This window comes from Mariprofundus sp. EBB-1 (assembly GCF_003665155.1).
Taxonomy (GTDB): Bacteria; Pseudomonadota; Zetaproteobacteria; order Mariprofundales; family Mariprofundaceae; genus Mariprofundus.
The window spans coordinates 48,010-74,783 of sequence record NZ_RCFQ01000013.1 but is presented as its reverse complement, the minus strand read 5'-3'; the positions used below and the strand labels follow the sequence as shown (position 1 = coordinate 74,783).

Annotated in this window: 21 protein-coding genes and 1 tRNA gene; 11 read left to right on the top strand and 11 right to left on the bottom strand. The window is 44.8% G+C overall.

The window, feature by feature from the left end; genetic code table 11:
* Positions 1–479: 479 nt before the first annotated feature.
* From D8Y20_RS07300 to D8Y20_RS07275, 4 genes are all read right to left on the bottom strand, one after another.
* Positions 480–3,041, bottom strand: a complete 2,562-nt coding sequence (locus D8Y20_RS07300) for a CHASE domain-containing protein (RefSeq protein ID WP_161957593.1) — start codon at positions 3,039–3,041, stop codon at positions 480–482.
* 395 nt (positions 3,042–3,436) lie between these two features.
* A complete protein-coding gene (locus D8Y20_RS13555; RefSeq protein ID WP_152032906.1) occupies positions 3,437–4,771 on the bottom strand; it encodes an Arm DNA-binding domain-containing protein in 1,335 nt (444 codons plus the stop codon).
* Positions 4,772–4,773: 2 nt separating this feature from the next.
* Positions 4,774–4,947: an excisionase family protein gene (gene xisR / locus D8Y20_RS07280; RefSeq protein ID WP_121542385.1), complete on the bottom strand. Its 174-nt coding sequence runs from the start codon at positions 4,945–4,947 to the stop codon at positions 4,774–4,776.
* Between the two features lie 5 nt (positions 4,948–4,952).
* On the bottom strand, positions 4,953–5,336 hold the full coding sequence (locus D8Y20_RS07275; RefSeq protein WP_121542384.1) for a hypothetical protein: 384 nt from the start codon (positions 5,334–5,336) through the stop codon (positions 4,953–4,955).
* A 128-nt stretch (positions 5,337–5,464) separates the two neighbouring features.
* Here D8Y20_RS07275 and D8Y20_RS07270 point away from each other — a divergent pair, with 128 nt between their 5' ends.
* The 4 genes from D8Y20_RS07270 to D8Y20_RS07255 all read left to right on the top strand — a co-directional run bounded on the left by D8Y20_RS07270 (position 5,465) and on the right by D8Y20_RS07255 (position 7,687).
* Positions 5,465–5,695, top strand: coding sequence for a hypothetical protein (locus D8Y20_RS07270; RefSeq protein WP_121542383.1), 231 nt, complete (start codon positions 5,465–5,467; stop codon positions 5,693–5,695).
* Positions 5,692–6,039, top strand: coding sequence for a hypothetical protein (locus tag D8Y20_RS07265; protein ID WP_121542382.1), 348 nt, complete (start codon positions 5,692–5,694; stop codon positions 6,037–6,039). The genes D8Y20_RS07270 and D8Y20_RS07265 overlap by 4 nt, the downstream gene beginning before the upstream one ends.
* A gap of 72 nt (positions 6,040–6,111) precedes the next feature.
* Entirely contained in the window at positions 6,112–7,182 is a 1,071-nt protein-coding gene (locus tag D8Y20_RS07260; RefSeq protein WP_121542381.1) for a hypothetical protein, read from the top strand.
* Positions 7,175–7,687, top strand: a complete 513-nt coding sequence (locus D8Y20_RS07255; protein WP_121542380.1) for a hypothetical protein — start codon at positions 7,175–7,177, stop codon at positions 7,685–7,687. Before D8Y20_RS07260 ends, D8Y20_RS07255 begins: the two co-directional genes overlap by 8 nt.
* Before the next feature lie 4 nt (positions 7,688–7,691).
* Here the strand turns inward: D8Y20_RS07255 and D8Y20_RS07250 are convergent, their stop codons facing one another.
* Entirely contained in the window at positions 7,692–8,501 is an 810-nt protein-coding gene (locus D8Y20_RS07250) for a hypothetical protein (RefSeq protein ID WP_147434034.1), read from the bottom strand.
* Between the two features lie 694 nt (positions 8,502–9,195).
* Here D8Y20_RS07250 and D8Y20_RS07245 point away from each other — a divergent pair.
* The 3 genes from D8Y20_RS07245 to D8Y20_RS07235 are packed head-to-tail and all read left to right on the top strand — an operon-like array spanning position 9,196 to position 11,277.
* Positions 9,196–10,149, top strand: a complete 954-nt coding sequence (locus tag D8Y20_RS07245; RefSeq protein WP_121542378.1) for a DUF11 domain-containing protein — start codon at positions 9,196–9,198, stop codon at positions 10,147–10,149.
* Between the two features lie 10 nt (positions 10,150–10,159).
* Positions 10,160–10,717: a hypothetical protein gene (locus D8Y20_RS07240; RefSeq protein WP_121542377.1), complete on the top strand. Its 558-nt coding sequence runs from the start codon at positions 10,160–10,162 to the stop codon at positions 10,715–10,717.
* Between the two features lie 47 nt (positions 10,718–10,764).
* Positions 10,765–11,277: a hypothetical protein gene (locus D8Y20_RS07235; RefSeq protein ID WP_121542376.1), complete on the top strand. Its 513-nt coding sequence runs from the start codon at positions 10,765–10,767 to the stop codon at positions 11,275–11,277.
* Positions 11,278–11,503: 226 nt separating this feature from the next.
* Here the strand turns inward: D8Y20_RS07235 and D8Y20_RS07230 are convergent.
* The 5 genes from D8Y20_RS07230 to D8Y20_RS07210 all read right to left on the bottom strand — a co-directional run bounded on the left by D8Y20_RS07230 (position 11,504) and on the right by D8Y20_RS07210 (position 18,153).
* Positions 11,504–11,590, bottom strand: a tRNA-Leu gene (locus D8Y20_RS07230).
* A gap of 110 nt (positions 11,591–11,700) precedes the next feature.
* Positions 11,701–12,780 carry an acyltransferase gene (locus tag D8Y20_RS07225; protein WP_201265574.1) on the bottom strand — a complete coding sequence of 360 codons (1,080 nt, stop codon included), beginning with the start codon at positions 12,778–12,780 and terminating at the stop codon, positions 11,701–11,703.
* Positions 12,781–12,879: 99 nt separating this feature from the next.
* Positions 12,880–15,975, bottom strand: coding sequence for an efflux RND transporter permease subunit (locus D8Y20_RS07220; RefSeq protein ID WP_121542374.1), 3,096 nt, complete (start codon positions 15,973–15,975; stop codon positions 12,880–12,882).
* On the bottom strand, positions 15,972–17,477 hold the full coding sequence (locus D8Y20_RS07215; RefSeq protein ID WP_121542373.1) for a TolC family protein: 1,506 nt from the start codon (positions 17,475–17,477) through the stop codon (positions 15,972–15,974). Before D8Y20_RS07215 ends, D8Y20_RS07220 begins: the two co-directional genes overlap by 4 nt.
* Before the next feature lie 388 nt (positions 17,478–17,865).
* Positions 17,866–18,153: a DUF3817 domain-containing protein gene (locus D8Y20_RS07210; RefSeq protein ID WP_121542372.1), complete on the bottom strand. Its 288-nt coding sequence runs from the start codon at positions 18,151–18,153 to the stop codon at positions 17,866–17,868.
* A 172-nt stretch (positions 18,154–18,325) separates the two neighbouring features.
* On the opposite strand from D8Y20_RS07210, the gene D8Y20_RS07205 reads away from it, so the two are divergent.
* Positions 18,326–19,681, top strand: a complete 1,356-nt coding sequence (locus tag D8Y20_RS07205; protein WP_121542371.1) for a leucine-rich repeat-containing protein kinase family protein — start codon at positions 18,326–18,328, stop codon at positions 19,679–19,681.
* A gap of 17 nt (positions 19,682–19,698) precedes the next feature.
* On the opposite strand, the gene D8Y20_RS07200 is transcribed toward D8Y20_RS07205, so the two are convergent.
* Positions 19,699–20,205: a hypothetical protein gene (locus D8Y20_RS07200; protein WP_121542370.1), complete on the bottom strand. Its 507-nt coding sequence runs from the start codon at positions 20,203–20,205 to the stop codon at positions 19,699–19,701.
* A gap of 445 nt (positions 20,206–20,650) precedes the next feature.
* Between D8Y20_RS07200 and D8Y20_RS07195 the strand changes: the two genes are divergently transcribed.
* From D8Y20_RS07195 to parC, 3 genes are all read left to right on the top strand, one after another.
* Complete coding sequence (locus tag D8Y20_RS07195) at positions 20,651–21,058, top strand: PA2779 family protein (protein WP_121542369.1); 408 nt, start codon at positions 20,651–20,653, stop codon at positions 21,056–21,058.
* Positions 21,048–22,013, top strand: coding sequence for a PA2778 family cysteine peptidase (locus tag D8Y20_RS07190; RefSeq protein ID WP_236075322.1), 966 nt, complete (start codon positions 21,048–21,050; stop codon positions 22,011–22,013). The genes D8Y20_RS07195 and D8Y20_RS07190 overlap by 11 nt, the downstream gene beginning before the upstream one ends.
* Before the next feature lie 372 nt (positions 22,014–22,385).
* On the top strand, positions 22,386–26,735 hold the full coding sequence (gene parC / locus D8Y20_RS07185) for a DNA topoisomerase IV subunit A (RefSeq protein WP_121542368.1): 4,350 nt from the start codon (positions 22,386–22,388) through the stop codon (positions 26,733–26,735).
* Positions 26,736–26,774 lie beyond the last annotated feature (39 nt).

Below are 26,774 nucleotides of genomic sequence, written 5' to 3'. Positions count from 1 at the left end.
AAAAACTCTCAAAGGATACCACTTAAAGTCATTTAAAGACGCATTCTCTCGCTACCTCCCCAAGTCAGAGGGTCACAACGTTACAAACGTTGACACCAACCAAGAATTTGATATTCCAGAACGTTACACTGATCAGGCCGTTACCTTTTGATATGAGCAATACTTGAAACAGGCTAAGGGTTGTAACGGTGTTACCTTTTAAGAATGGGGCAGGGGGCCTACGTATACGTTACGTACGTAACGTTGTTGGAGATTGGCCGTTACGTATACGTAACGTTATAGAATTAATTGAAATCAAGAGACCCGTTACGGGTAGAAAGCCGTTACGGCTTTTTCAAGACGGATTGAAGAGCCGTAACGGGTATTAATCAACGTATGTAATCTCAGGCTCGAACGTCTACTTCCGGCCAAACCCGGACGGTCACGGTGATACAAATCAATCCCCTTCCATTGGCCAACTTGTCTCTGAATTATCAAATTCACCCTACGTTATCTAATTGATCCCTAATGATTCTGCTGAAGTCATTTATATTATAGGGCTTATGTAATATAGGCACATTCGAATCGAGGTGAGCAATACGTTCCTCATCTTTACTATAGCCAGTTGCGAAAATTATTTTAATTTCTGGATCAATTTCATGAATAAGTTTCGCTGCCTCTGCCCCACCAAGCCTTGGCATCATAATGTCCGTAATCACAAGTGATACTTCGCCTTTGTGGGCTTTGAAAACATCAACCGCCTGTAATCCATCCTCAGCAGTCAGTACCCTGTACCCCAGTGATTCTAGCAACTCCTTCCCTGTATCCAGCAAGCTGGGATCGTCATCAGCCAATAAAACTGTTTCACCAGCCCCGTGCGGCAAAACTGTCTCTGACTGTGAGAGTGATGCGATCTCTTCTACCTCCTCCTGCGGAAGGTAAATACTGAAGGTCGAGCCTTTACCTTCGCTGCTTTCCACCTCAATACAGCCTTGATGGCTTTGTATTGCCCCAATGACCATCGACAAACCAAGGCCTGTTCCTTGTCCAACTTCCTTGGTGGTATAAAAAGGTTCAAAAATATGTGGCAGCTCCTCGGCATTGATGCCCATGCCATTATCACTGATTGATAAGCAAGAAAATCTCCCTGGCTCGACATCTGAATGCTTCTCCAGGAAAGCAGCATCCGGAGAAAAGCTGCTTAATCGGATCTTAATTGAAGGGGCTGTGGAACCCGTCAATGCGTCTCGCGCATTGTTGATGAGATTCAACACCACCTGCTGCAAGATATTCGCATCCCAACTGACTAGCACCGGGGCCTCTTCAATATCGAGTTTCAAGCCAATGTTTTCCGGTAGTGAACGCCGGTGCACTGTGATGGTCTCTTTTATGAAGGAAGGCAGGTCAAAGGTAGTTTTATCGATGACTCCTTTTTGTGCGAAAGAAAGCATGCTTTTAATCAAATCGGCACTTTTGAATGCCAGCTTTTCAATGGTATCAAGTTTACTTACTACATCAGGCATATTCGCGACTTTTTTTCTAGCCAGATAAATATTCCCAGTCATGCCTGCCAAGGCATTGTTGAACTCATGGGCAATGCCACCTATCAGCGTGCCGAGGGACTTCATCTTCTGAGTTTGCAAATATTGCTCATCATTCACCTTCCTTTGGGTAATGTCCTGATGGGTGCCGAACATCAACAACGGTTTACCATCAGTTGTCCATGTCGTTACCTTGCCTCGATCCAACACCCACACCCAATCTCCATTTTTATGGCGCATGCGAGCTTCGCATTCGTAATAAGGAAGATCACCGGAAAAATGTTTTTTTAACAATTCATTTGACTGATTTAAATCATCGGGATGCGTATATTTCACCCACGATTCAATTGAGATCGGCTCAAGTTCACTCAGTGTATAGCCAATAATTTGTGCCCAGTAGTCGTTGAAAACTACTTTTCCGCTCGGGATATCCCATTCCCAAGTCCCGACATGTGTTCCATCAATAATGCTACCCAAACGCTGTTTTTCGATCATCAGATCCGCATTCATAGCTTTTGCAGCCCTTATAGCACGCTCTCGACCTGTCATCAGAAGCCAAACAATCAATGTGAGAGCGAAACTGGCAATAGCACCAACACTTGCGACCAGTAGAGGTTTAGCAGTGTTAACTCGCATCTCAAAAAAGGCCAAAGGACGAATGAGGACGTTCCAAAAATGATCTGCGATATTAATACGATGAGCTATTAATCCATTGGTATTTAATGATTCTCCCAACCCTATAGATCCATCAGAATCAAACATTAGCGATTCGTTTGATATGGTGTCACCGTCATATATCTGAATATCTAGATCTCCAGCATGCTCGCCATCCACGCCGTTCATAAAGTCATTCATTCGAAAAGCTGAATACGCCCAGCCGATGAAGTTTTTCTGACGATCCGCAAGCAGAGTATGTGGTTTGCCTCTTGCGTAGATCGGATTGTACATCAAAAATCCAGCCTGCTCATTCTTACCCGATTCCTGAACCAGTCTAACTTTTCCGGACATTACGATCATGTCATTATCAATAGCCCTTTGCATGGCGCTATGACGCACGGGTTCGGAAAACATGTCATAGCCGAACGCCCGTAAATTGCGGTCTGAGAACGGTTCAAGATAGATGATTGATGAGTATGTCTCACGTTCGCCTTCAGGATAGATTGAATAAGTCGGGAAACCTTCACTACGAATTGTGTCTACGTGACTATTTTTTGATTCAGGTGGAATGAAAAGAGAGAAACCCACCCCCTGTATGCCGGGGTAATAATCGGCTAGGCGAAGCGAAGAGATGTAGCGTTTGAATTCATCTCTCGTGACATTCTCTGATGCCTTGAACATGGCCCCAGCACCGCGTAGCACTTCTTCATAAGCTGCTATTCGGGTTTCAATGAGTTTGATTGCCTCTCTCACTCGGAAATCAAAATAAGCCTGGGTTGTTTGCTCAGTAGTAGCCCGTGTTAAATTAAATGAGGCATATGTGACTATCAAACTGGCGGCGAGCACTAGCAGTGATACAATCACATGTTTTGTATAACTTGAACTCATACATGCCCCCCTAGGAGGTCTTACGTAAATTTAATCGCACTCCATAAAAAGGATCAACTAACATAGAACGCGAATCATTGGTTCATATTGTATGCTGAAACAATATGCTTGCCAATATCGGTGACCTGCTACCAATGTAGTGTAACTTGTTTTATTGAAAATTCGACCGTCCGGGTTTGGCCGAAAAAAGCCGTTCAAGTTGTACCCTTTTCGCTTGTAAAAGATGACTCACGGATAAATCCATTATAAATGAGAATGCCTCAATATTTATTACCTATGCTCAAACAGGCGGGGACTCTCGAAAAAACAATCCGTGTATCAAGGAAGGTACAAGTGAAGGTACCAAGAAAGGTACCTTGCTTGAAAAACATTCATGCGTAATGAAAAGACAGGTTTCGACCTGAGACGAAAAAAACATTGTGAGTTATGGGTTTTCGGAGTAGAGATTCGGAACGGTTAGTATCTATTTGGTGCGTTTTGTGTGGCTTGATCGCTATCATAATCCGGGTGTCCGGGGTTCGAGTCCCTGAAGCGCCACCATTCCAAGTCCCTGTTAACGCAGGGACTTTTTTTGTTTCTGGGGTATGCTTGTGACCAATTTGTGACATAAGCGCGAACATTTTCTTACTTTCAAGTTCGTTCTGGTCATCCATGTATCGGCCATATTTTCTCAGAACCATGTTCATATTAGTGTGTCCCATCTGTTTTGCGATCCATGCAGGGTTGGCGGTGGCAGATAAAAGCATCGAGGCGTAGGTGTGTCGGGTTTGGTAAGGATTGCGGTATCGAACACCAGAAGCTTTGATTGCATTAGTCCAGAGAGGATGTCTAACTTTAACGTCAGAACTCCATGGTTTATTCGTTTCTGGATTGTGAAAAATCTGTTTCCCCTTTTTAAAACTGAACTGCTTTTGATTCTCTAGCGCTTCTAGAGCCTGCGGAAACAACATCACTTCACGTTTACCTGCACTTGTTTTTGGATATTTCAGTTCGCCTCGAACGCATGCTCGTTGCACATAGGCGGTGCCCCTTACTAGATCAATATCACCCCATTCAAGGGCAATGAGTTCACTGGTTCGTAGTCCTGTCCAGAAAGCGAACTGAATCAGGTTTCTTCCCTGATCGGGCAGCACAGCTAGAATCCGCTCCTGTTCATCGAGGCTGAATGGTTCGGGATCTTCCTGTCTTACTTCCAGATTCTTGATGCGATCCATCGGGTTGCGATCTATAGCACCATCGGCAAAAGCATCATCCAGTATTCCGCGCAGAGGAATAAGGATGTTATTAATCCGTTTATTGGAAACAGTAAGGCCGCCTAACCACTGACGGATTGCCAGAGTAGATAAATCCGCAAGCCTCAACTCACCAAATGATGGGATCAGGTTATGTCTGATTACCGATTCATATGAAGCATAGGTTGAAGGGGCCAAGATGCGTTTCTTTGCAGAAAGATAAGCGAGCAGGGCATCCTTTATCAACTGGGTGCCGGATTGACCTGATCCAAACAGGGCAGCGCTTTTACTTTCAGGGAAGTGATTTCTGTAATCGAATGTGCCGATGGCAATTTCATGCATAATAGTTGAGTGCATGCCTTCAGCATGTTTTATGTTCGCTTTGGTTGGTTCCAGCTTCAAGGTTTCACGGCATCGTTTGCCGCGATATGTGAAATCAATCTGAATACTTTTTCCGCGTATTTTTGCGCCCATAATTAACGACCTTCCACCCAAGCGTTAATAGCTTCGGGATTAAACAGAACTCTTCCATCTGGTGCTTTTGTACAATGACGACCCATAAGCCAAACGCCTTTTTTGATTTTGGCTCTGATGGCATTTTCAGAATAGCCAGTCAGTTCGCTTAACTTATTGATCGTTATCCACTTCATGAATATTACTCAGAATCACCAATAACCACTCGACGGGTAACAAGGTCGCGCGGGTTATCATTTCCAAGTTCTTTTTCTAATGTGGCATAGTGTTTGTTGGCGTACCTTTCGTAGAGTCTATGTGGGCCAATGTCTTCATAGTATGGCTCACCATCAGGCGTGATGCCTTCCTGTTGGCCTTTATGCTCTGGAAATGCGGACTCAATTTCTCTCAATGCCATTGAAAGCAGGTCACCGATAATTTCTGTTTTTGTTTTATTGGGGTGCATATCACAGAGGGCATTTACTCTTGCAGCGACATGAACAGGCATTCTTACAGAAAGCTGTTTAGCCGTTAGTCTGCTATTGTCTGGAGCACCCCAAATATTTAAAACCTCTTCTGCCTTCATGAAAACCCCCTTAACATTTTAGTGAACTTTTAACGAAATGTAGGCTAAGTTTTGCGTTGGTGTCAAGTGGGTTGTTGGGTGGTGGGTGATTTATGTGCTATAGTCATATCAAAACTTGGGGGGATAATATGATTTGGGGAATTCTTTCAGCAGCAACATTCACATCACTTATTTGGGTATATGATGGTAAATTTTTTACTCTATCCATGACTAATAAGGTAGATATCATTTTTTACCTGATGGTCTTTGGCTTGTTATGGTCGTTGTTTGAGATCATACGAAATGATGAAAAGCTTAAAGAAATCGAGCTGCGACAGATTTATGAAGCAGGAAAAAGAGATGGTGCTGAAAAACAATGATACCAAAATATAAAGATATCGTTGATTTGATTAAGAAAGGATCAAATGTTGAAGCCCAAGAGAAAATCATGGAACTTCGAGAAGCAGTAATGGAATTTCAAGATGAAAACTTAGAACTCCGAAAAAAAATCAAGGCGATTGAAGAGAGAGAAGATATAAGAGATCGACTGATATTTGAAAAAAGTGTGTATTATGTTTGCATAGAAAACGAAGCTGGTGATTTGACAGATCGTGATGGCCCTTATTGTCAGAAATGTTGGGATGCAAATTCCAAACTTATAAGGTTGCAAGAATATAACTCTGCTTGGGCCTGTTTTGAATGCCAATGTGAATTCAATAAATAGTGGTTCGACTTTTTGGTTTATTAGACAAGCCTATAGAGATCACATAATTTTAAATGCGATAAGGGGATGGGAATGATTGTAATTGATGGGCATATGAATTTTTTTAAAGTTAATAAATGTGGTCTTTATAAAGCTAATTTAAATAAACCATTTGGCTGTGAACTCGAAGAAACTATTGATTTAATTGGTGAATGGATAATGGGTAAGCCTCTACAAGCTACCATTCCTTGGGATCCAAGTTCAAAAACATCAGTTCCAAAATGTTATTGTAAAGACTTTTATAAAGATGAGGATACAGGCGACTTCTTGTTAGTTTTATGGAAGTCAGATTCAGATAGTGCAGGCACTATATGGGGAGCGGAAGAGGATAAAGCTGCTGGTGCTGGAAAAGTAATTGAGTACACAAATAAATATGGTGGAAAAAAAGTGATTTGGGGTCGTCCTTGCTATTATTGGATAATTCCAAGTTTGAATACAGTAGTTTCAATTAAATTTGATCACTCCGTATGTGATGCAATTATGTTTAGTGATTATATATCCTCTGCTGTCGAAAATCGGGTTAAGCATTCCAATAAGAATAAAACTCAGACTGCAACTGGACAGATAAGACTTTCGTTTTCAGATGATAAAACACCTTATAATTATAGATATCGTTTTGATATGGGCTTAAGAAGCCTTCTTACTTCAAGTGTAGAGCTGAAGTCATTGGTTTCTTCGGTTACACATATTATTAAAAGAGAGACTGTTCTAGTAGATGTGCAAAACAAACGTGGGGGATGGGTGAGGACACTGAATAAGTTTTTACCAAAGGTGTCATTGAACCCAAAGATGAAGCAACGTCACATTGAAGTTAAAGCCGAGGCAAGCCCCACCGTTGAAGAAATTAAAGACATTATTGAGAAATATGCTAAAGAAAATAGAAAACCCAAAGATTGGAATAATGTAGGGTTTCTTAATAAAGATGGTCAAACAACATGGGCAGATAGATATAGACTTCATAGCTCTATAAAGGTCGCTGTAGATAATGTTAATGTCTTTGGTGCTAGTCAGTTGTATGATGAGATTAGAGGAAAACGAGATATGATCATCAAGCCATTACTTTCAGATAAAGCACTAAAAAAAATAGGATTGGTAAATGAGTAAGAAATTACTTGCTTATTTTATAATATTTATTGCCTCATGGGGAGTTGCTCATGAGTTGTCACCATTTTACTCTTACTCTGATTTTAAAGACTATACATCAATATTGTTAAATGTTGCTGGAATGGTTTTTACCATTATGGGGATATGGATCGCATTCATCTATCCAAACGCTCTAAATCGATTAGTAGACCCAAAAATAGAAAATGTAGATTTTTCTGAAACTTTACATGAAACTAAAAGGTTGGAGTCAATTGTTGCGAGTGTTCTTAAATCAGCAATGGTAGTTGTTTGTATTATGTTGTTATTTCTTGGGAAAATTCTTTTAGCTCACACCTCGTTCTACATTGGAAATATAGAGTTAATTAAATCGATGGTGCTCGCTATTTTGTTAGTTCTTTCATACTCATTAATCGAGGCTGTAGGCCATGTAATAATTGCGAATGTAATGTTCATTAATGACTTACATACTAAGAGAGAAGACCGAGAAGCTGATGATAGTATCTAGCTTTTTATGTTTTAAAAAAGTTATTTGAAAAGAACCAATCCAACAATTGATCAATTCCAAAGCCTGGTGGTGCCCACATTCCATACTCATGTATGTAGATATCATTAAGCTTTTGACCGCATGATTCAGTGATCATTTTTCGGTAGGCAATGATTCCTTCGATTCCGACATGAATATAGTCGATTTGTTCTTTGGGCTTGAGATTACGGCTAACTCCGTAGCGTTGACCAACCACGGAGCCTTGGGATCCATTGGTTCCCTTTGCAAGGTAACCAATGGACTTCATTAAATAACGACCAGCTGCTTTTGCATATTTCAACTTCTCCAGATGTACCGTGCCATTTCCCCAGAGTTTCTCCAGCCCACGCGCCCAAGTTCTGAAATGGCGGTATTCAACTTTAACATTGGTGAGAATATGAACGTGAGGGTTTGAGTTGTTCGGGTTCTCTGCTACCCAGATGAACACAGGGGGCTTTTTACCTTTCTTTCTGAACCTACTGCGCCAAGCATCAAGAAAACGCCTTACTTCAGCGCCTATGGTTGTCTCTTCTGATGCTAATCGTTCTCTGGCCTCTAAATCAAAAGTGGCAGTAATAAATGTTACCATTCCACCATGATCTTTATCGGCAAGGTAAACTGCACCACGGATAGATTTCGCACCTCTTCGAGACAGTTCAGTTGTTATCCTTGTACCTGAGTTATCCGGTGGCGGCGGTTGTTGTATGTTTGGATTACTTGGCAGGGTAATACTTACTTCTCCAGCAGAGTTATGTTTTACCTTCAGATGCGTGGCAACGAATTGATCAACAGACACGATGTGACTCATCATCTTCGTTGTCCGAGCACTCTCCGCGTGTGCTCGCGTAGCTGCGCCCTGCGGGATCGTTCTCTGTCAACTTCGAATTACATAGGGGACAATATTTTGTGTCTAAATTGTGACAATATGAGGGCTGGTCTGGGTTGGTCTGGACTGGTTGAACTAAAGAGGGTGAAACCTCTAAGGCGTTGGTAATATTGGTCTGGAGTGGTATTGGTTGGTCTGGGGTGATCGTTGAATTTTCGTCCCAGAGCGTTCGAGTCCCTGAAGCGCCACCATCTAAAGCTAGCAATAGCAACAAAATCAAAGGGTCAGACTTAACGGTCTGGCCCTTTTTCTTTGCCTGTGGGACACTGGCGGGACAGTACCTTGCAATAAGCGGCAACAAAGCCGTGCACTAAAGTGCGTGCTTTAAATAGAGAAGTATCTAGTTCAGGGAGTGGTGAAAGTTACCAGTGATGGTCGGCGTATAGCGGCCAAACCCGGACACTAAGAATTAATTTTTCAGCGCGTATATTGGAAGGTATGACTCGTCTACTGAAATGTGGGTAGTCCAGACTTTCTCCAGATTATGCGCCCATGTTCTGACGTTATTTTAAATACACGTTAAATTTAGTACGTGATTGTATCGTTGTTTCCGGTTTATGGGTGATCTATAGTAAATGTATATAATCAATTGAAAGGAGGGGTTATGCAGGCTGGTTTATTCACTCTTACACATCACAAATTCTCCTTATTTAGGAATGTTGGATTGTTTTTAACCCTGATTTTGATTCCTACAATTTTCGCAGGGGCTGGTGTTGCCGGCCCAACAGGTGATTTATATATAAAACTGAATGGGGATCAATCCAGCCAGCCAAGTGCATCAGTTTCTTACTCGGTCACCATAGGAAATAACGGGCCAGGCCTATCTGGAAGTCACGGTGTTCGAATAGTGATACCCTCCGCTTTCACTAAAGTTCAACACACTCTGTCCACACTCAGAAATGATTGTATACAACATGAAGAGCCGGATGCTACGACGATTCGATGCAAGGTATCTTCAATAAATGATACAGATTCCTATACAGTTCAAATTACTGCGAATGCCCCTGTAGAAACAGGACGATACCAATTGGAAAGCTATGTTTCACGGCCGGTCGGCAAAAATCCAAACCCGAGGAATGATCATTCCGTTCTATTTACTACTGTACAGAAACCAGTCCCGGCAAAAGCCGACATGTCGATCAGTATGAAATCAATTCCAGAGAAGGTTCTCGTTGGTGACACCTTTGAATATGTGCTCACCATTCGCAATCATGGGCCAGCTTCAGCAGCGAGTACTAAGATCAGTACTCAAGTGCCATTCAGTACTGAGTTTATCTCCATTACATCCAATCAGGGGCAGTGCGCCGCCCCTCCGAATGCTGGGGGCCTATCTGTTCTTACCTGTAACCTGGGAAGTTTAATGCATGATGATCTGGCAACTGTCACAGTGAAGCTCAGGGCTCCGCTAAAATCTGGAACTGTTACTGGGCAGGCTAATATTTCTTCAGAAACTGATGACCCGGATTTGAAAAATAATAGCACTACAAATACCACACAGATAATTAATAAAACGATACCGATTCAATGCTTTAGCTTTTTTGGGCTATTTGGGTATTAAGGAGGCACAAATGGCAATAGATCCGCGGTTGGTTGGCATATGGCGTGAAGAACAAGGATTTCATAATATACAAGAAATTAGAAGCGATGGTAAGGAATTTACCGTGAGTTCAAATGGATTGTTTGTCATAGATACCACAAAAAACCCTGAACAACTGACGCTCAAGGACTCCAAGGATGTTAGGGATAGAGTTGGTGGAACGCCGGGAACAGGTATTCTCGGATTGTGGAATGACAGAGCTTATATGGAACCAGATGGAAATACTGTGCATGAAATATATTATAGGCCAGATCATACCTATATTGATAAGGCAGTGTCAGGTCCACTATACTGTCCACAGGATACCCCGACCACAGGAGACTATACAGTTACTGGTGGAGTCAATGAAGGCCAGATTGAACATAAATCGCTATTGGGAATTTTCACGACAAATGGAAGTCGTTTTTTGTACAGGTTGATTGATATGCCAGATGAGTCGGGCACGCTTGTGTTCAGTAATGGCAATAACACCGTAACTTTTGAATATGATCCTCCTGGTGGTCCATGGGTTTATCATAGGTTGCCATAATAAATTGCTAAGCGATGAGTGGGTGAGTCATCAGTATGGAGGAATGTATGAGAAACAATGATTTATTTACAGGCATATGGCATGAAAACCTTAATGCGTCGAAAAAAATTGAATTTACGGATGGTGGGCAGTACTGGATCTTGCGAGAAGGAAAGCCCTATGCCATTACGGTTGTAGATGGAGTTGAGAAGCTAACTATCGGCAATAGCCCTAAACAATCAGCCTATGATCGAAAAGAGGATAGTCCTGTTTCGGGTATTGCTGGTGTATGGAGCAACGAGGCTGAAGAAATCTATTTTACAGCCAAGGATTATTATTGGAATAGTCTCGCAGAGCCGCTTCAAATAGAGAGAGGAACGTATGAAAGTATCGGAGATAACAATGGTGGAATAATCACAACACGTGATTTGCGAAGTATTTTTACCATTAATGAAAACAACATCGTGTTTACTCCTGCTTGGGGTGTAGCTGATCCAGGTACGTATGTTTTTAGTAATGACAACAACACCCTAACCATTGACCTTGCAAGTGGATCTCAATCGTTTCATCGCATCACTTAAACAGGAGAAATACGGGAACGAGAACATGTTATTTAAAGATAGTTGAGAATAATGGGTGTGTTTGGTATTAGAAGTGCTTTTCTGAGGGTGAAATGGGGCTTCTAAGAAAAGCCGGAGCCTAACCAAAAGTGGCGGTGACACGAATTCGTGCTCTCATGAGAGGATCAAAAGACGAAGAGCCTAACGTAAAAAGGGGAGTGACATGAAGTCACTCCCCTTTTTTTATTGGTACCGAAGACTGGACTCGAACCAGCACGCGCGTGAGCGCACCACCCCCTCAAGGTGGCGTGTCTACCAATTTCACCACTTCGGCATAGGCGGGCATATTAGGAGCACGCAATACAGTGTCAAGGCATAGCCGTGGAACAAGGCATTTAAAGTTAATTATCGTGCAGATTTACCGCAATTTTAGCTGCACCTAAGCTAGGCAGAACCACCATTAGGCACGTTGTGATCATTAGAAGATGTTGCGGAAACGTAATGACTTTTACGAAGTAAAAAGCGTTTCTCTATTAAATGCCACAATGCAATTGCACCAATTACTGTTGTAAAAACTACTGTGGCCAGGAATTGCCAGGGAGCATCATGAAAATAATCCAGATATAGAAGCATCTGTATAATGGGGAAGTGAAGAATATAAACACCGTAGGAAAAATCTCCAAACTTGCCAACGTTGCCTACATATAAAAACAAGCCGAAAAAAACCACCACGGCAGCTAGACAAAAAGGCTCTAAAAATGGCAGTGCATAAAACATATTGATGACCAGAACTGAAATAGAAAAACCAAGAAAATATCCAATAAAGCGTTCAAACAACGGTAGATAATAATAGAAAAAAGCACCCGCTATAAAATAAGAGAGCTGGCCTGGTAATTGATGGCCAAGCATCGTGTAAACTGGAGACTCAGTTTGTGCCGCCATCACTGACATTAGCTCTACATAGGCAATAGATAAGCAATAAATGATTACAAGCGTTGGCAACAGGGAGAATTTCCGGAATAACAAGACAAAGAGAGGGACTGTCAGATAGAACATCACTTCGATTTTGAGTGTCCATAAAGCACCGTTTACAGCAGCCATTTTGTTGGTCTCAAAGACTCCGGGCAGTTCGTGTTGAATAAAGTTCAGAAAAGTAAGGTTTGAAAGGAGATATTTGAGCCATGCAAATGAGAAGTAGTCTGCAATAGTATTTGTGCTGATGGTCACCATGCTTATTGCACAGATGATCACTACTGTGAAATAAGCAGGGTAAATTCGTCGAATGCGTTTATTGAAATAAGATGAAAGAGAAGATGATCTTTCATAGCTCATAAAAATGAGGAACCCACTTAATACGAAAAAAGACCTCACCGCTATTTCTGATGACAGAATATTAGGAATCCACGCTAGACTCTGGAATCCAGACAGGACGGAAGCGTGAACCAGACAAACAACGCCAGCAAATAACAGTCGAAGTAAATCGAAGTTGTTTTGTCTTAATCTAATATTATTGTGTCGTACCAATCTAAGCTCCAATAAGTGGTGATGGTTATATCATATATATTCGATTATGAATGCTCGCTTTTGTTGCTGGATCATATTATTTACTGCTCGGAGGTTAGATCAATTCTGTGTCACTTTTTTGCCGAATATGCGTTGTGATGTATGTTTGATATCCATGGCAATGCCGAGTGCTGCAGGTACGGAGAATAGCGTAATCACTGTTGAAAACATTAATCCCCACGATAGTGCCAGCGCCATCGGTGCCACGAAAGGGTCATGACCACCCCAGCCATAAGCGGTGGGTAAGAGTCCAACTACTGTGGTAATGGCGGTTAACAAGACAGCTCTGAGGCGGCGTTTACCACTCTCGAGGATCGCATCACGCCACGGTACACCTTCAGCGATCAGGCGTTGAATAAACACCGCCATGACCAGCGATGCATTCACCACCACACCGGTTAGTGCCACAAACCCCATCATCGACATGAACGAGATAGGTGCCCCGTGCAGGAAGAATCCAACAATGATACCGATCACGCCAAAGGGGATGGCCAGCATTACCAGAATCGGATAACCGATGCGATTAAATTGAACAGCTAGAATAGCAAAGATGCCGAACAGTGCGAAAACAAAGCTGAAAATAAGTCCGCGCACAGACTCCTGCGATTTCTCTTCTTCACCACCGAGGTTCACATCTACTTTATCCACATCATCAGCCAGCCAGGTCTCTTTGAGTTCAGAGACGCGGTTATTGACCTCTTTGGAGTTGATATTTTTTTGATCCACTTCAGCAGATACATTGATCACCCGGCGGCCATCTTTATGGCGGATGCTGCTGGTGCCCGACTTGTGTTCGAGATGGGCGATGCGGAACAGTGGTACCAGGCCACCACGGTTATTAGGAATCTCCAGTTTCATCAATGTATCGATATCACGCTGGGCTTTAATGGGGTAACGGATAGTGACATCAATCTCTTTTTTACCGCGTTTGATGGTGGATACACGCAGGCCATCAAATGCAGCTCTGATATGGGTGCCTGCGGTGGCCAGATCAACACCGGCATAGGCCGCCAGTTTACGATCCATGACAATGCGGATCTCCGGGTCTCCAGGCTCCAGATCACTCTCAACAGCGTAAACCCCCTTGATTTCAGTCAGCACCTTGATCAGGCGCTCTGCAACGCGTGTCATAGCCATCTCATCACCACCGGTGAGTTCCACCTGTAGTGCCCGCCCAACCGGAGGGCCGCCTTTCTGCATGGCGAAACTGATATCCATTTCAGGGAACAGGGCAGGGATCTCTTTCTCGATGGTCGCCATCACATCATATGCGCTGGTATCGCGCTGTGTGAAGGGGATTAGGATTACCCGTTCAAAACCAAAACGGTCACCGATCTGTTTTAGTGTTTCACGCTGATCGGCACTGTTTTCACCGGCCACCATGGTGGTGGTTTCCAGTACGGCCGGATCGATGCGTTTACGTACTTCGATATCAAGTAGTTTCAGTTTATCGCGCATCTCTTCCAGGGTGGTGCCGGTAGGCATGTTTACACGCAAATAGAAGGTGGATTCAGCACCGGAGGGGAACAGCTGAAATTTCATGGTGCTGGCCAGACCTGCCGCGCCCAGTAGTCCAATAATGGTCAATAAAATGGTTAAATAACGGAGTTTTACAGCTCTTTGTAAAAACCAGGCATAAACATTATTTATCCATGTAAAGAAGGCACGTTCTTTGATTTTTTTGTTGGCATTGGCGACATCGCGAATATGGTTGGGGAGAATAAATATCGCTTCAAACCATGAGAATGCCAGCAGTACAATCACCACAACAGGGATGGAATAGACAAATTTTCCGATAATACCATCCATATACATCAGGGGCAGAAAAGCGACGATGGTGGTCAGAACCGTGGCTGTAACAGGGCCTATCAGTTCATAGGTGCCTTCGATGGCAGCCTGTTCGGGCGTAAGGCCCCGTTCCATATGATAGGTGGCATTTTCACCGATAATGATGGCATCATCGACCATCAGTCCCAGCACCATGATAAAACCAAACATCACCAGCAGATTGAGTGTGATGCCGGCAGCATAGAGTACAGCAATGCCAGAGAAGAAGATGATGGGCAGTCCCCAGGCTGTGGTCAGGGCGACAGCAGGGCGCAAGAACAGCATTAACAATAGTAGCACCAAGGCAAGGCCGATCATGCCGTTGTTGGTCAATACACCGAGCCGCAAACGGGTGACGGTAGAGAGATCATTATACGCGCTGACGTGTACTTCTTCCCCATAGGTTGCAGGGATGGTGTCGAGATAGCCACGTACGCTATCAACCAGTGTGATGATATCTGCATCGCCCTTTTTGGAGACAATCATGCTGATGGCCGGATCACCCTGAGCACCCACGTAGCGGTAAGGGCGCTGCAGTGTTTCGGTGACGTCGGCGACATCTTTGAGAAACAGAGCCTGACCATGTTCATTGGAACGCAACACCAGATTACCGGCATCTTCAGCCGAGGTGAATTCACCGGTAATACGGATAATACTTTGACCATCCGGTGATTTCAGGCGGCCACCGGGAGCATTAACATTCCAGCCCCTGACCAGCGCCATGATATCGGTGATGGAGACCCGACCCTGACGCATTTTGACAGGGTCAGGCACTATGCGTATCTCTTCTTTGAGATCACCCTGCACAAAGACATTGGCCACACCATCAATATCACGTACATCATCCTCAATCTTATCACTGAGATGTTTAAGCGCTAAGGGTTGAAAATCACCAAAAATAGAGAAGGTGATAACAGGCGTTTGTTCCGATTTGATTTCCGAAATGATCGGATCAGCCGGCAGATCAACCGGTAGGTCGGCACGGTTAATCGCTTGCTGAATATCAGAGACCAGCCGTGATCGATCTTTAAAGTTCGGATCCACTTCAATGGCGATCTGCATGGTGCCGGAGAAAGCGGTGGAACGCATCGCATTGATGCCATCAATACCTTTTAACTCCTGCTCAATAGGTGCGACCATTAAACGTTCGACTTCGCGTGGTGCCGCACCCGGATAGCTGCCGGCAACCACGACAAAATCAAAGTTCACACTGGGGAATGCCTCGCGCTGCATCTGTGTGCCTGCGTAGATACCCGCAGCCAACAGAAAGACCGAGATTAAATTAACCAGTACGCCACGTTTGACGAAAAAAGCGATGATAGCCTTCATTGTGTATCATCCCCGTTGTGAAGCTGTGCCGTATTCAGGCCAAGATCTTGTAAGAGACTGCCCTGGGCCCAGTAAAGCTGTTTTTCAGCCAGTTGCAGTGAGAGTGCCTGTAGCTCTGCATTGAGTGAGGCGTTTAGTAGTTCGCCTTCAAATTGTACCAGCGTAGCGGTATCTGAGCGGCCCTGACGATAACGTTTCATCTCTGCATTGAATTTTCTCTGCTCTGCAACGACCTGCTTTTTGGCGTATGCCAGGGTGGGCAGTCCGGCACTAATGGCGCTGCTGGCAGATGAAATATCATCATTGATCTGCTCTACAACCTGGATGCGCTGGGCCTTAAGTCTCTGGCGATTGAGTTCCGCTTTGCGAATTGCTGCATTGACACGTTTCCGTCCCAGTACATCACTCAATTCAAAGGAGAGAGCTGCATAATAGCGTTTGTCATTGGCTTCAAAGCCGCGCGTGACACCTTTACCAAAGCTATCTGCAAGTGCTCGCGTTCCTACTTCAGCGATCACATCCAGCTGCACCTGATCATTGTCCAGTGCCATGATGAGCTGTGCATCGGCAACGTGCATCTGTGCATTTAACCATTGTAGTTCAGGGCGAAATTGCAGGGCCTTTTCGGTTGCATCTGCTATCGATGGCGCATGAATATCACGGGCGGTGATAGGATGGATGGTGATCTCAAATGCCGAGGGGCGCAGCATTAATCGGTTTAAGCTACTTTGGTCATTATAGCGTTGTGCTTTGGCTTTTTGCAGTCCTGTTTTGCGTGCAGCTAACAGCGCTTCAGCCTGAAGGCGGTCAGCTTTTTCAATCAGCCCGAACTGCTCTCGTGAACGTTGGTAATTCAGTAGTTTTTTGGAGCGTTTGACGGCCTGTTGTGCGATGTTGATATTGATATCATCAGCAGCCAATTGATAAAACGCGCTGATAGCTTGCAGGCTTAAGATATGCATGGTGACCAGAGATTGTTGTCTGGCTGCATCAACTCCAGCTTCTGCAGCAAGCATGGATTGCTGATAATCAGGGCGACCCGCACCTTTAAAAATGGGGTGGCGGTAACTGGCATTGATCTGATTCTTAAATGAAGGATTAAAGCGTGAAAGTTGTGCCGCGAAAGGGGAGTTATACGCATTGCCGATACGATTATAGGTGAAGTTGGCGCTAAGTGTGCCGCCGTTAGATAGCGGCTTGGCAATGTTGCCGGAGAATTGCCCAAGGCGCGTTTCACTGGCTTGAAAATCACTGGATACAGGAACCTTTTCTTCACTGGCAATGATGTTGGCTGACACGGTCGGGTCTAACATGCCTTCCACATTCAGGCTTTCGGTCATCGCAATGCGGCGATCAATACGGTTGAGCTGTAGATCGGGATGATGATCGCGAATGGACTCAAGCACCTGTTTTAAATGTAAGGGCTCAGCTGCCATGGCGGAAGATGTGGTAATAAACAGGGCTGCAAGCGTAATAATCAAGTGATTAAACAGCGTTTTCATGGGAGTTCCCTTATCAATTCATTATTTGTAACTGCAACAACACTAGGGTCTGTTCACATTAATTTCGAGGGTGGCGATTTAAGCCTATGATGATGTGCCGTTAAACCACTACAGAAGTAAAGACAGATTGGGTGGCATGATGCTGCTGATTGCTAATATAAGCGGTCATGTGCGTTCGCAAGTCAGCTGTATTTGTAGTGATTTAACTGACAATATAATTTCTGAAAAAACCGATACAGATATGGCCTGAACTTACGGCATGCCGTGATAAGATACTGGCTCATATTTGTGCCCAAGCGTAACACACACTTATAACGCTAATGCCAATTCAACACTTAAAGTTATATGTAAAAAATAGATCTCAAGTCATTGATTATATGTGTTTTATTTAGATCTTAGATAAAGACTGTTTTCTGATTCTTCGTTCCAGAAAGAAACAGCCGAAAGGCAGCACCGATGTGATAAATGCCAGGTTTGATATGGAACTGGACCACTTCTCTTTGCGTCTAACGATCTCTAGCAAAGCGATATAAGCCAGCCAGAGATAACCGTGGATGGGGCCGGCAAAACGCACAAGATCCATGCCCAATTGATATTTTGCAGGCATGGCAATCAAGACCAGGACGATCAGTGATAAACCTTCGATGATGCTCAAGATTCTGAATGTGTTAATCATATAACGATTTCTAGTCACATCAAAGTAAGATTCAAGCTTTGCGCTCAAGGTTTTGCTATGAACATGGTCAAACCGATGCAGCAGGAGAAATAGATGGTGACTTGAATCTGGTTTTGATCAGATTGTCAGGCATCTCCGTCTCAGGGGGAGTAATTCATGAACAGGTGGTCACATGCATAGTTTATCCGCGCTAAAATCCGGTCAATTGATTGGTGAACAAGGTGTAAAAATTTCCTGTGGTCTTGATGTGTTTCCAGAGGAGTTGTTTACCTTAGCTGATCATCTGGAATCATTAGATCTCTCGGGTAATCAATTAAGCAGTTTGCCGGAAGATTTTAGCCGTTTTAAAAAGCTACGTATTCTCTTTCTATCCGATAACAGGTTTCAGGTGTTGCCATCGGTTTTGTCTGAATGCCCTGAACTGAATATGATTGGATTCAAGGCCAATCAAATTTCACGGGTGCCAGAAGGTTCATTGCCGGAACATATCCGCTGGCTAATTTTGACGGATAATAAAATTGAGTCATTGCCTGCCTCTATAGGCCAGTGCAGCAAGCTGCAAAAATTGATGTTAGCAGGCAACAGGCTAACTACGCTGCCTGTCGAGATGAAACGGTGCAGGAATCTGGAGCTGCTTCGGATATCTGCCAATCGCCTGGAAGTGTTGCCGGAATGGTTGGTTAAGCTGCCTAAACTATCCTGGTTGGCATTTGCAGGTAACCCTTGCGTCAATCATACAGTGAGTGACCACACGCTGGCTGAAATTCATTGGGATGAACTACAGTTAGAAGATCAATTGGGTGAGGGGGCCTCAGGTATTATCTCCAAAGCCTACTGGCAGGATAATGAAGGTGTGGCTGTTAAAGCATTTAAAGGAGAAGTCACCAGCGATGGTTATCCTGCTGATGAAATGGCTGCTTCCATGGCCGCCGGCAAACATGATCACCTGATTGAAGTACTAGGCAGGCTTACAGGACATCCTGAGCAGAAGGATGGTTTACTGCTCTCGCTTATTGCAGATGATTTTAATAATCTGGCCGGCCCACCATGTCTGGATTCCTGTACGCGTGACACCTATGCTGATGATGCCGCTTTCAGCCTGATCGAAGTGCTGAATATCACCGGTGCGATTGCATCGGCTGCTGCACACCTGCATGAAGATGGCATAGCGCATGGGGATCTGTATGGTCATAATATTTTAATCAATGATGACGCACATTGTCTGTTAGGTGATTTCGGGGCAGCGACCTTATACAAAGATATGGATGCATCACTGAGTCATGCTATTGAACGGCTGGAAGTCAGAGCCTTTGGCTGTCTGATGGAAGAATTATTACAGCGCATCAATATCGATGAGCTCGCAACACAGACTGATATTTTTGCCAAACTGCAGCACTTAGAGCAACACTGCCTTTCAGAACATATAAAACAGCGTCCAGGTTTTATTGAAATCCATCAATGCCTTGTCAGCTTGAAATCCAAGCTTTTGGCGGTTCATGCCATGACTGATTTTCAGGCATTCAATTAGTCTGTATCCATCGCTCATTAATATGCATAAACATTGCGTTCAATTTCGAGCTCATGCTTTTTACCGCTTTCACTAATTAAATAAAAAGTGCCATTAGAGGCAAGCGGACCAATCTCAATCAGGCCCTTTCTTTCCAGTTGATCAATGGCATTGGTAATATCCAGTCGGCTGAATGGAAGTGAAATCACCATATCCTCTGAACAGAAGCCTGCTATGTCCGCATTGACGCAGTTGGATAAAATAGCAGTTTCTACTTCGGTCATCCGGCTATTTGCGGCGGCTGTTTGCAGAAATGTTTTCTGTTCTTCAAGTTGCTGAATATTTTTGAACAGAGCCTCATTTTCACGTTTCAGCTCTGCCAGCGTATCGTTCTGATTTGAGATGCTTTCCTGAAGAACACGCTTATCTGTATTCAACTGATTAATTTGATCGTTTTGACTATTAAATACCCTGAAAATGAATTCTAACAGTGCATTATCAAGTTCTTTGCCTTTAAAGGTCTCAAGCGTTGTCATTATATTCATAGGATCTCCTGCAATAATGGCTTGTGAATGTAGTTATTATAGGCTCTTGCATGTAAAAAGCACATTTTATTTAGGGGGAAGGATCGTGCTGCATCGTGCTGGCGGAACTAACATCACTATTATGATCGTGCTATGTGATTTTAATGAATGAAGCAGGAGCATATAACCGGCGTTTTGATGCAGCGCATCCTGACAGCAACAAAGAGCCCAGCACAGCTATACCAGTAGATTACTGTTGTATAAGTGTGTGACCAACGTTTAAACCGTGCTGGGCACCGGGGCCGATTTTAAACGTGCATAGGTGAGCGTTTTTCAGTCTTGTAAGCCTACATCTCCGCTGCGATCTGTCTTAAAACTGTTACATACGTCACATTAAGCAGTGGATTTAAGCCCTTAGCATCCGCCTCACTGTCTAACAGGAAACAACCGCTAAAGGAGAGAACATATGAAAACATTTTTCAAAAAAAGTGCTATTTCACTATTGGCTTTATTTATTGGTCTTATCAATGTGCAGATGCCTGTAGCTCAGGCTGCCATAGTTACGACAGATCAGGTGCTTGCGATGCAAGATACACATGCGGATCGTGAAAGGGTGATCTCATTTCTTGATCGTGCAGACGTACAGCAGGAACTTGTTAAACAGGGCGTTTCACCGGATGAGGCAAAAGCACGTGTTGCACATCTCAATGATGAAGAGCTCGCAATGCTGTCCGGCAATATTGACGAATTGCCAGCAGGTGGTTTTGTCGGTGCTTTGATTGGAGCCGGCCTGTTTGTCTTTGTGGTTTTATTGATCACAGATCTACTTGGTTTTACCGACGTATTCCCCTTTGCTCATAGCCATGCACATTAAATTTGATCATCGTACCGCTTGCATGGCGGGGGTGATCTGCCTGATGCTCATTGTTTCAGGGTGCATGCCCAAGCAGACAGCTACAATCATGCAGGATAAATCGGTAGTCGGCAGCAGCAAGGCCAGCGTTGATGGCGTGCCATTTTATCCGCAACTGGATTTTCAATGTGGCCCTGCATCGTTGGCCATGGCGCTGGAACATGCCGGTGTTGAGATTACACCTGAGCAATTAAGACCGGCACTGTTTGTTCCCAAAAAACGGGGCAGTTTACAGGTTGAGATGCTGGCGACTCCGCGCCGCTATGGTATGTTGGCGTATAAACTGAAACCGATGATGGCTGCACTGCTTCAGGAAGTGCAAGCAGGCCATCCGGTGATTGTATTTCAAAACCTTGGCTTGCAGATGGCTCCGCAATGGCATTACGCCGTGGTGACCGCTTTTGATCTTAATCAGAAGAGCATCACACTGCACTCCGGTGACATAGCTAATGATGTGATGGCTATATCTACCTTTGAACGCACTTGGGTGCGGGCAGATAGCTGGGCAATGTTGGTGTTGTCGGCAGGGGATATGCCTGCCACGGCAAATCCAAATGGGTATCTTACGGCAGTAGCGATGCTTGAAAAAGAGGGCTTTCATCGATCTGCACAGCAATTTTATGACGCTGCAATTACACGCTGGCCTGAGAGTCTTGCCGCCCGTATCGGTAGCGGTAATGCTCATTATGCACTTGGTAAGCTGAATAAAGCCCAACAAATTTATCTGCAGGCTACCTTGGACTTTTCTGATGCTGCGGAGGCTTATAATAATTTGGCTCAAACCTATTTGGACCAGAAACGTTACGAACTGGCTATTACAGCGATCCATCATGCTATTGCATTGGATAGCTCTTCTGATTTGTATCACCAGACATGGTCAGAGATTATGCAGAAAAAACAGTCCAGCCCCGGCTAAGCAGTAGCGTTCAATATTGGGATCCGCTGATTTATTCAGCATTTCCATAGTGGTTTGCTTGACTGGGATGAGAGAGAGGATAGATCCCCGATTGGGTATGGGTAGAATGGGTCCGCTATTAAAAAAACCAGCCCGATAGAGCGTGATCTTCACTGCTGTTTGTCCGTTGTTTTATAGGTTTTGATATTTTTCTTTTGCAATTTACATCCAGATTGGTGTAATCACGATATGCATGTGGCAGGGGACGCATAAATAGCTTTTCCAAACATTGTAAATTCATGGTGTGCGCGGGCTGAATCGTGTGTGTGCCAGAACCAGCTATCACAGATTGCGAGGAAGGGCGCATCTGATGGATACCAAGGACTGTGTTAAATGAGTGATCAAACCGATTACGATATTGATGACATTAAGGATCTGGATGGTATTGCACATATCCAGCTGCGTCCGAATATGTACACCGACACCGGCCCCGAGCTAGGTTGTCACCACATTGCCCAAGAGGTGCTCGATAACTGTGGTGATGAAGCTATCGGTGGTTTCTGTAGTCGTATTGTTGTTGAGTTGGAATCTGAGAATATTTTATCCATCACAGATAATGGACGTGGTATTCCGGTTAAGAAAAATAGCCAGGGCATGTCCGGTGTTGAGCTTGTTCTGACCAAGGATAAAGCCGGTGGAAAATTTGATCATAACTCCTATAAGGTATCCGGTGGCCTGCATGGTGTGGGTGTTACGGTAACCAATGCGCTTTCCTCCTGGCTTGAAGCCAGTGTTAAACGTGAAGGCGGTGAATTTTTTATGCGCTTTGAGAACGGGCGCACTGTTGAACACTTAAAAGAAGTAGCCAAGGTGGGGCCCCGTACACACGGCACAAAGATTCGTTTTTCTCCCAATCCAAACTATTACGATCGCCCTAAATTCAGAGTACAACAGATTCGCCAACAGGCCATGGATAAAGCGATCCTTATTCCCGGTCTGGAGGTGATTTTCAAAGCACCGGGGCTTGAGGATGAAAGCTTCTGTTTTAACAATGGGCTGTCTGAATTTATGACCTCGTTGCTCGATGATTCTCCCATCTTTGAATTCACCGGTCAGCTTGGTGATATGGAGAAGGTACATTGGTATTTTGCTGCTTTTGAGCAGGAGATGCCGATCTATTCCAAGTCTTATGTGAATACCATTCCTACACCGCGTGGCGGCACCCATGAGAAAGGTTTTGAAATGGGGATACTCAAGGCTGTGCGTGAATATATTGAAATGCGCCCTGAGCTGAAAAAGACGCTGGGTAAAAAAACCAGAATTGCGGCATCTGATCTAATGACCAACAGCCAGCTTGGTTTGTCGATCTATATTCAGGATGTATCCTTTGAAGGACAGACCAAACAGAAACTTACATCTGGAGAAGCTACCAAGTTTGTTGGTGGTGTGATTCACGATTCAGCTACCTTGTGGCTCAACCGCGATGCCGAAGTCTCTGATGCATGGGTAAAACTGATTATCGATCGGGCCACGGCCAGGGTGGCGCTGGAAAGTGGTAAGGCCAAGAAGGTGGACCGTAAAACCTTTACCGGTCGGACACCGCTGCCCGGTAAACTGCTGGATTGCCGTAGTAATGATATTGAACACACTGAACTCTACCTTGTGGAGGGTGATTCAGCCGGTGGTTCTGCCAAGCAGGCCAATGATCGTGATCTGCAGGCTATCTTTCCGCTCAAGGGAAAAATCCTCAACTGTGAAGGTGTGACATCTGAAGATGCTGCCAATAGCGAAGCTGTAGCCGATCTTAACACCGCTATTGGAACAGGTATCGGTGAGCACTGTGATGTTGAAAAGCGTCGTTATGGTAAAATCATTGTGATGACGGATGCCGATATTGATGGCTCCCATATTCAGACGCTGCTGTTCACCTATTTCTGGAGGCAGATGCGACCGATGGTGGAAGCAGGGCGCATCTATATTGTGCAGCCACCACTGTATGGTGTGAGCATCGGTAAACAGAAACATTATGCTCAGAATGAAGATGAACTCGACGGGCTGAAAGCGATGGCGCAGGCCGAGAATAAAAAGATCGAGTATATTCGCTATAAAGGTCTGGGTGAGATGGATCCACCTGAATTGGCCGAAACCTGTATGGATGTTGAAAATCGTATCCTTATTCAGGTCAAACCCGAAGATGCACGCCGTATGGATGCGTTGATGACCAAGTTGATGGGTGATGATGCGGGTCAGCGCAGAGATCTGCTCATGGGTAAGGAGATTGAAGCAGCAGAGTTTGTGCGAGGGCATTCTGATGATGCTGACGCGTCTAATGAGAGCGATTCGGTTGAAGGCGCTGATTTACCTGAAGGGGCTGATTCGGATGCTGTGGTGGATCCTTGCGATGTTACGCAGGAGGTTGAAGACGTCCCCTGTTTCACCCCTTACGAATCGGGCAATAACAACATTGCTCCGTTTGAAACGGTATTTCGTGAACTCTATCGCAGTTATGGTCTGAAGGTGGTGGGTGATCGTGCTATCCCTGATGTGCGCGACGGTCTTAAGCCTGTTCATCGGCGTATTTTGTTTGCCATGGAGAAACTCAAATTACGCTCTGATGCAAAAACCAAGAAAGCTGCCCGCGTGGTCGGTGATGTGATTGGTAAATATCATCCGCATGGTGATTCGGCAGTGTACGGGGCGATGGTGCGGATGGCGCAACCCTGGGTGATGCGTTATCCCTTGGTACACGGGCAGGGTAACTGGGGCTCGATCGATGGAGATTCGGCCGCTGCTATGCGTTATACCGAAGCTAAGATGACACCGATTGCAGAGGCCATGCTTACCGGCGATTTGAAAGATGGCATCACCATGTATCAGCCCAACTATGATGATCAGGATAAAGAACCGATGGTGCTGCCGGCACCGTTCCCGCTGGTGATGATGAATTCGTCGACCGGTAATCCTGCGGTTGGTTTTAAAACGGAAATTCCCTCCCATAATCTGACTGAGTTATTGGGTGCCTGCATTGCAATTGCGCAAAAGCGGGCAAGGACAGGGGAGATGGTATCTCCGAGAGACTTTGCCAGTGTGCGTAAGCATATTACGGCACCCGATTTCCCGGGCGGCGGTATTATTGCCAACACCCACGAAGAGTTGGAAACGATGTATGCCACCGGATACGGTAAAATGTTGCTGCGCTCCAAATGGCATATAGAAGAGCTGCCCAGAGGCATGTGGCAGATCGTGGTGACTGAGATTCCTTACGGCATTGAAAAATCACCGCTATTGATTGAGATGGGAATGCGCATTTCAGATAAAAGTATTGCCGAATCGCGCCAGTTACCAATGGTTGAAGATCTACGGGATGAATCGAGTGCCGAAGAGGGTATGCGCATCATCCTGTTCCCGAAATCGAAGAATCTTGATCCTGAACAGATTATGCTACACCTGTTTTCTGCCACCAACCTGCAGGTGACGATCCAGTATGCGACCTATGCACTGGAGAAGTGGCACGATTCAGCCAATGGTGAACGCTATCGTCTGCCGAGCTTGTTCCCGCTGGATAAGATGATTCGCTCCTTCCTAGATTACAGGGAGCAGTTGGTAATGAACCGCTCACAAGTGCGGTTGGCTGAGATTATGGCCCGATTACACATCCTTGATGGCTTACTGCTGGCGTATCCGAATATTCGTGAAATTGTCGAAATTATTCTCGATAATGATGAGCCGAAACCTATTATCATGGATCGCTATTCGCTTTCGATGATTCAAACCGAGGCGATTCTAGCTATCCGGCTTTCGCAGCTGCGTAAGCTTGAAGAGATGAAGTTGCAGGGTGAACACGACAGGCTCAGTACAGAAGCTGAGGGGCTGCATCAAGTGATTGATGATGGTACCCATCGTTGGAAACTCATTACAGCAGAGCTTAAAGATGCACTTAAACGATTCGGTGATGAACGCCGAACGCTTGTGGATCCCGATGCCGCAAAAGCGCGCACCATGAGCCGTGAGCAGATTGTGGTACGTGAACCGATTACCGCTGTGCTCTCCAGACAGGGCTGGCTCAAAGGCATGCGTGGCGCTCATGTGGATGCCTCGACGGTGAAATTCAGAGAGGGAGATAAACTGCTCGATTGGGCAGCCGGACATACCACAGATCAGTTGATCCTGATCGGCAGAACTGGCCGTGCATTTTCTATGCTTGGTGCTGATCTGGCCGGAGGACGCGGAGCAGGTGAACCTGTCTCGAAAAACTTTGTCTTTAATATATCCGATGCACCAACACGTATGGTGATGGTGAAACCTGATTCTGAATACCTGGTGGCCACTACTGCCGGTCACGCCTTCCGCGCTATGGGTAGCGGCATGCTGACCGCCAACAAAAAAGGTAAAGCCTTCCTCAACTTCCCGAAAGGTTCAAAATTACTCTGTATCAAGGAGTTTGGAGCGCACGATGATGCGATTGCCTTCATCGATTCAGAGGGGCGTTTGGGAGTGGTGAAAAAAGATGAGTTCCCGCTGTTGGCTAAAGGTAAGGGACTCACTGCCATAGCCTTGAAAAAAGGTTCCAAAGGCTTGCGTGATGCACTGCCGGTTAATAGCGCTGAAGAGATCAGGGTTGGTACAGAAAAGCGTGCTACAACAATACCTTCAGCGGAAGTGCTTGAGTTCTACATGACCCCAAGAGGCAAGGCTCCCAAGGGCCTTCCTATGGCTGCGGTCAATGGTATGATTGTCACGTGATTGTGGTGTTTTGAAGCCTGATCAGGGCCATTTTTTTCT

What these genes read in the sequence shown, in the direction of transcription:
- D8Y20_RS07215 (WP_121542373.1), bottom strand. Translation starts at nt 17,477, where the DNA reads ATGAAAACGCTGTTTAATCACTTGATTATTACGCTTGCAGCCCTGTTT.
- D8Y20_RS07235 (WP_121542376.1), top strand. Translation starts at nt 10,765, where the DNA reads ATGAGAAACAATGATTTATTTACAGGCATATGGCATGAAAACCTTAAT.
- D8Y20_RS07195 (WP_121542369.1), top strand. Translation starts at nt 20,651, where the DNA reads ATGAAAACATTTTTCAAAAAAAGTGCTATTTCACTATTGGCTTTATTT.
- xisR (WP_121542385.1), bottom strand. Translation starts at nt 4,947, where the DNA reads ATGAAGTGGATAACGATCAATAAGTTAAGCGAACTGACTGGCTATTCT.
- parC (WP_121542368.1), top strand. Translation starts at nt 22,386, where the DNA reads ATGAGTGATCAAACCGATTACGATATTGATGACATTAAGGATCTGGAT.
- D8Y20_RS07190 (WP_236075322.1), top strand. Translation starts at nt 21,048, where the DNA reads ATGCACATTAAATTTGATCATCGTACCGCTTGCATGGCGGGGGTGATC.
- D8Y20_RS13555 (WP_152032906.1), bottom strand. Translation starts at nt 4,771, where the DNA reads ATGGGCGCAAAAATACGCGGAAAAAGTATTCAGATTGATTTCACATAT.
- D8Y20_RS07205 (WP_121542371.1), top strand. Translation starts at nt 18,326, where the DNA reads ATGCATAGTTTATCCGCGCTAAAATCCGGTCAATTGATTGGTGAACAA.
- D8Y20_RS07265 (WP_121542382.1), top strand. Translation starts at nt 5,692, where the DNA reads ATGATACCAAAATATAAAGATATCGTTGATTTGATTAAGAAAGGATCA.
- D8Y20_RS07275 (WP_121542384.1), bottom strand. Translation starts at nt 5,336, where the DNA reads ATGAAGGCAGAAGAGGTTTTAAATATTTGGGGTGCTCCAGACAATAGC.
- D8Y20_RS07220 (WP_121542374.1), bottom strand. Translation starts at nt 15,975, where the DNA reads ATGAAGGCTATCATCGCTTTTTTCGTCAAACGTGGCGTACTGGTTAAT.
- D8Y20_RS07240 (WP_121542377.1), top strand. Translation starts at nt 10,160, where the DNA reads ATGGCAATAGATCCGCGGTTGGTTGGCATATGGCGTGAAGAACAAGGA.
- D8Y20_RS07200 (WP_121542370.1), bottom strand. Translation starts at nt 20,205, where the DNA reads ATGAATATAATGACAACGCTTGAGACCTTTAAAGGCAAAGAACTTGAT.
- D8Y20_RS07255 (WP_121542380.1), top strand. Translation starts at nt 7,175, where the DNA reads ATGAGTAAGAAATTACTTGCTTATTTTATAATATTTATTGCCTCATGG.
- D8Y20_RS07245 (WP_121542378.1), top strand. Translation starts at nt 9,196, where the DNA reads ATGCAGGCTGGTTTATTCACTCTTACACATCACAAATTCTCCTTATTT.
- D8Y20_RS07270 (WP_121542383.1), top strand. Translation starts at nt 5,465, where the DNA reads ATGATTTGGGGAATTCTTTCAGCAGCAACATTCACATCACTTATTTGG.
- D8Y20_RS07260 (WP_121542381.1), top strand. Translation starts at nt 6,112, where the DNA reads ATGATTGTAATTGATGGGCATATGAATTTTTTTAAAGTTAATAAATGT.
- D8Y20_RS07210 (WP_121542372.1), bottom strand. Translation starts at nt 18,153, where the DNA reads ATGATTAACACATTCAGAATCTTGAGCATCATCGAAGGTTTATCACTG.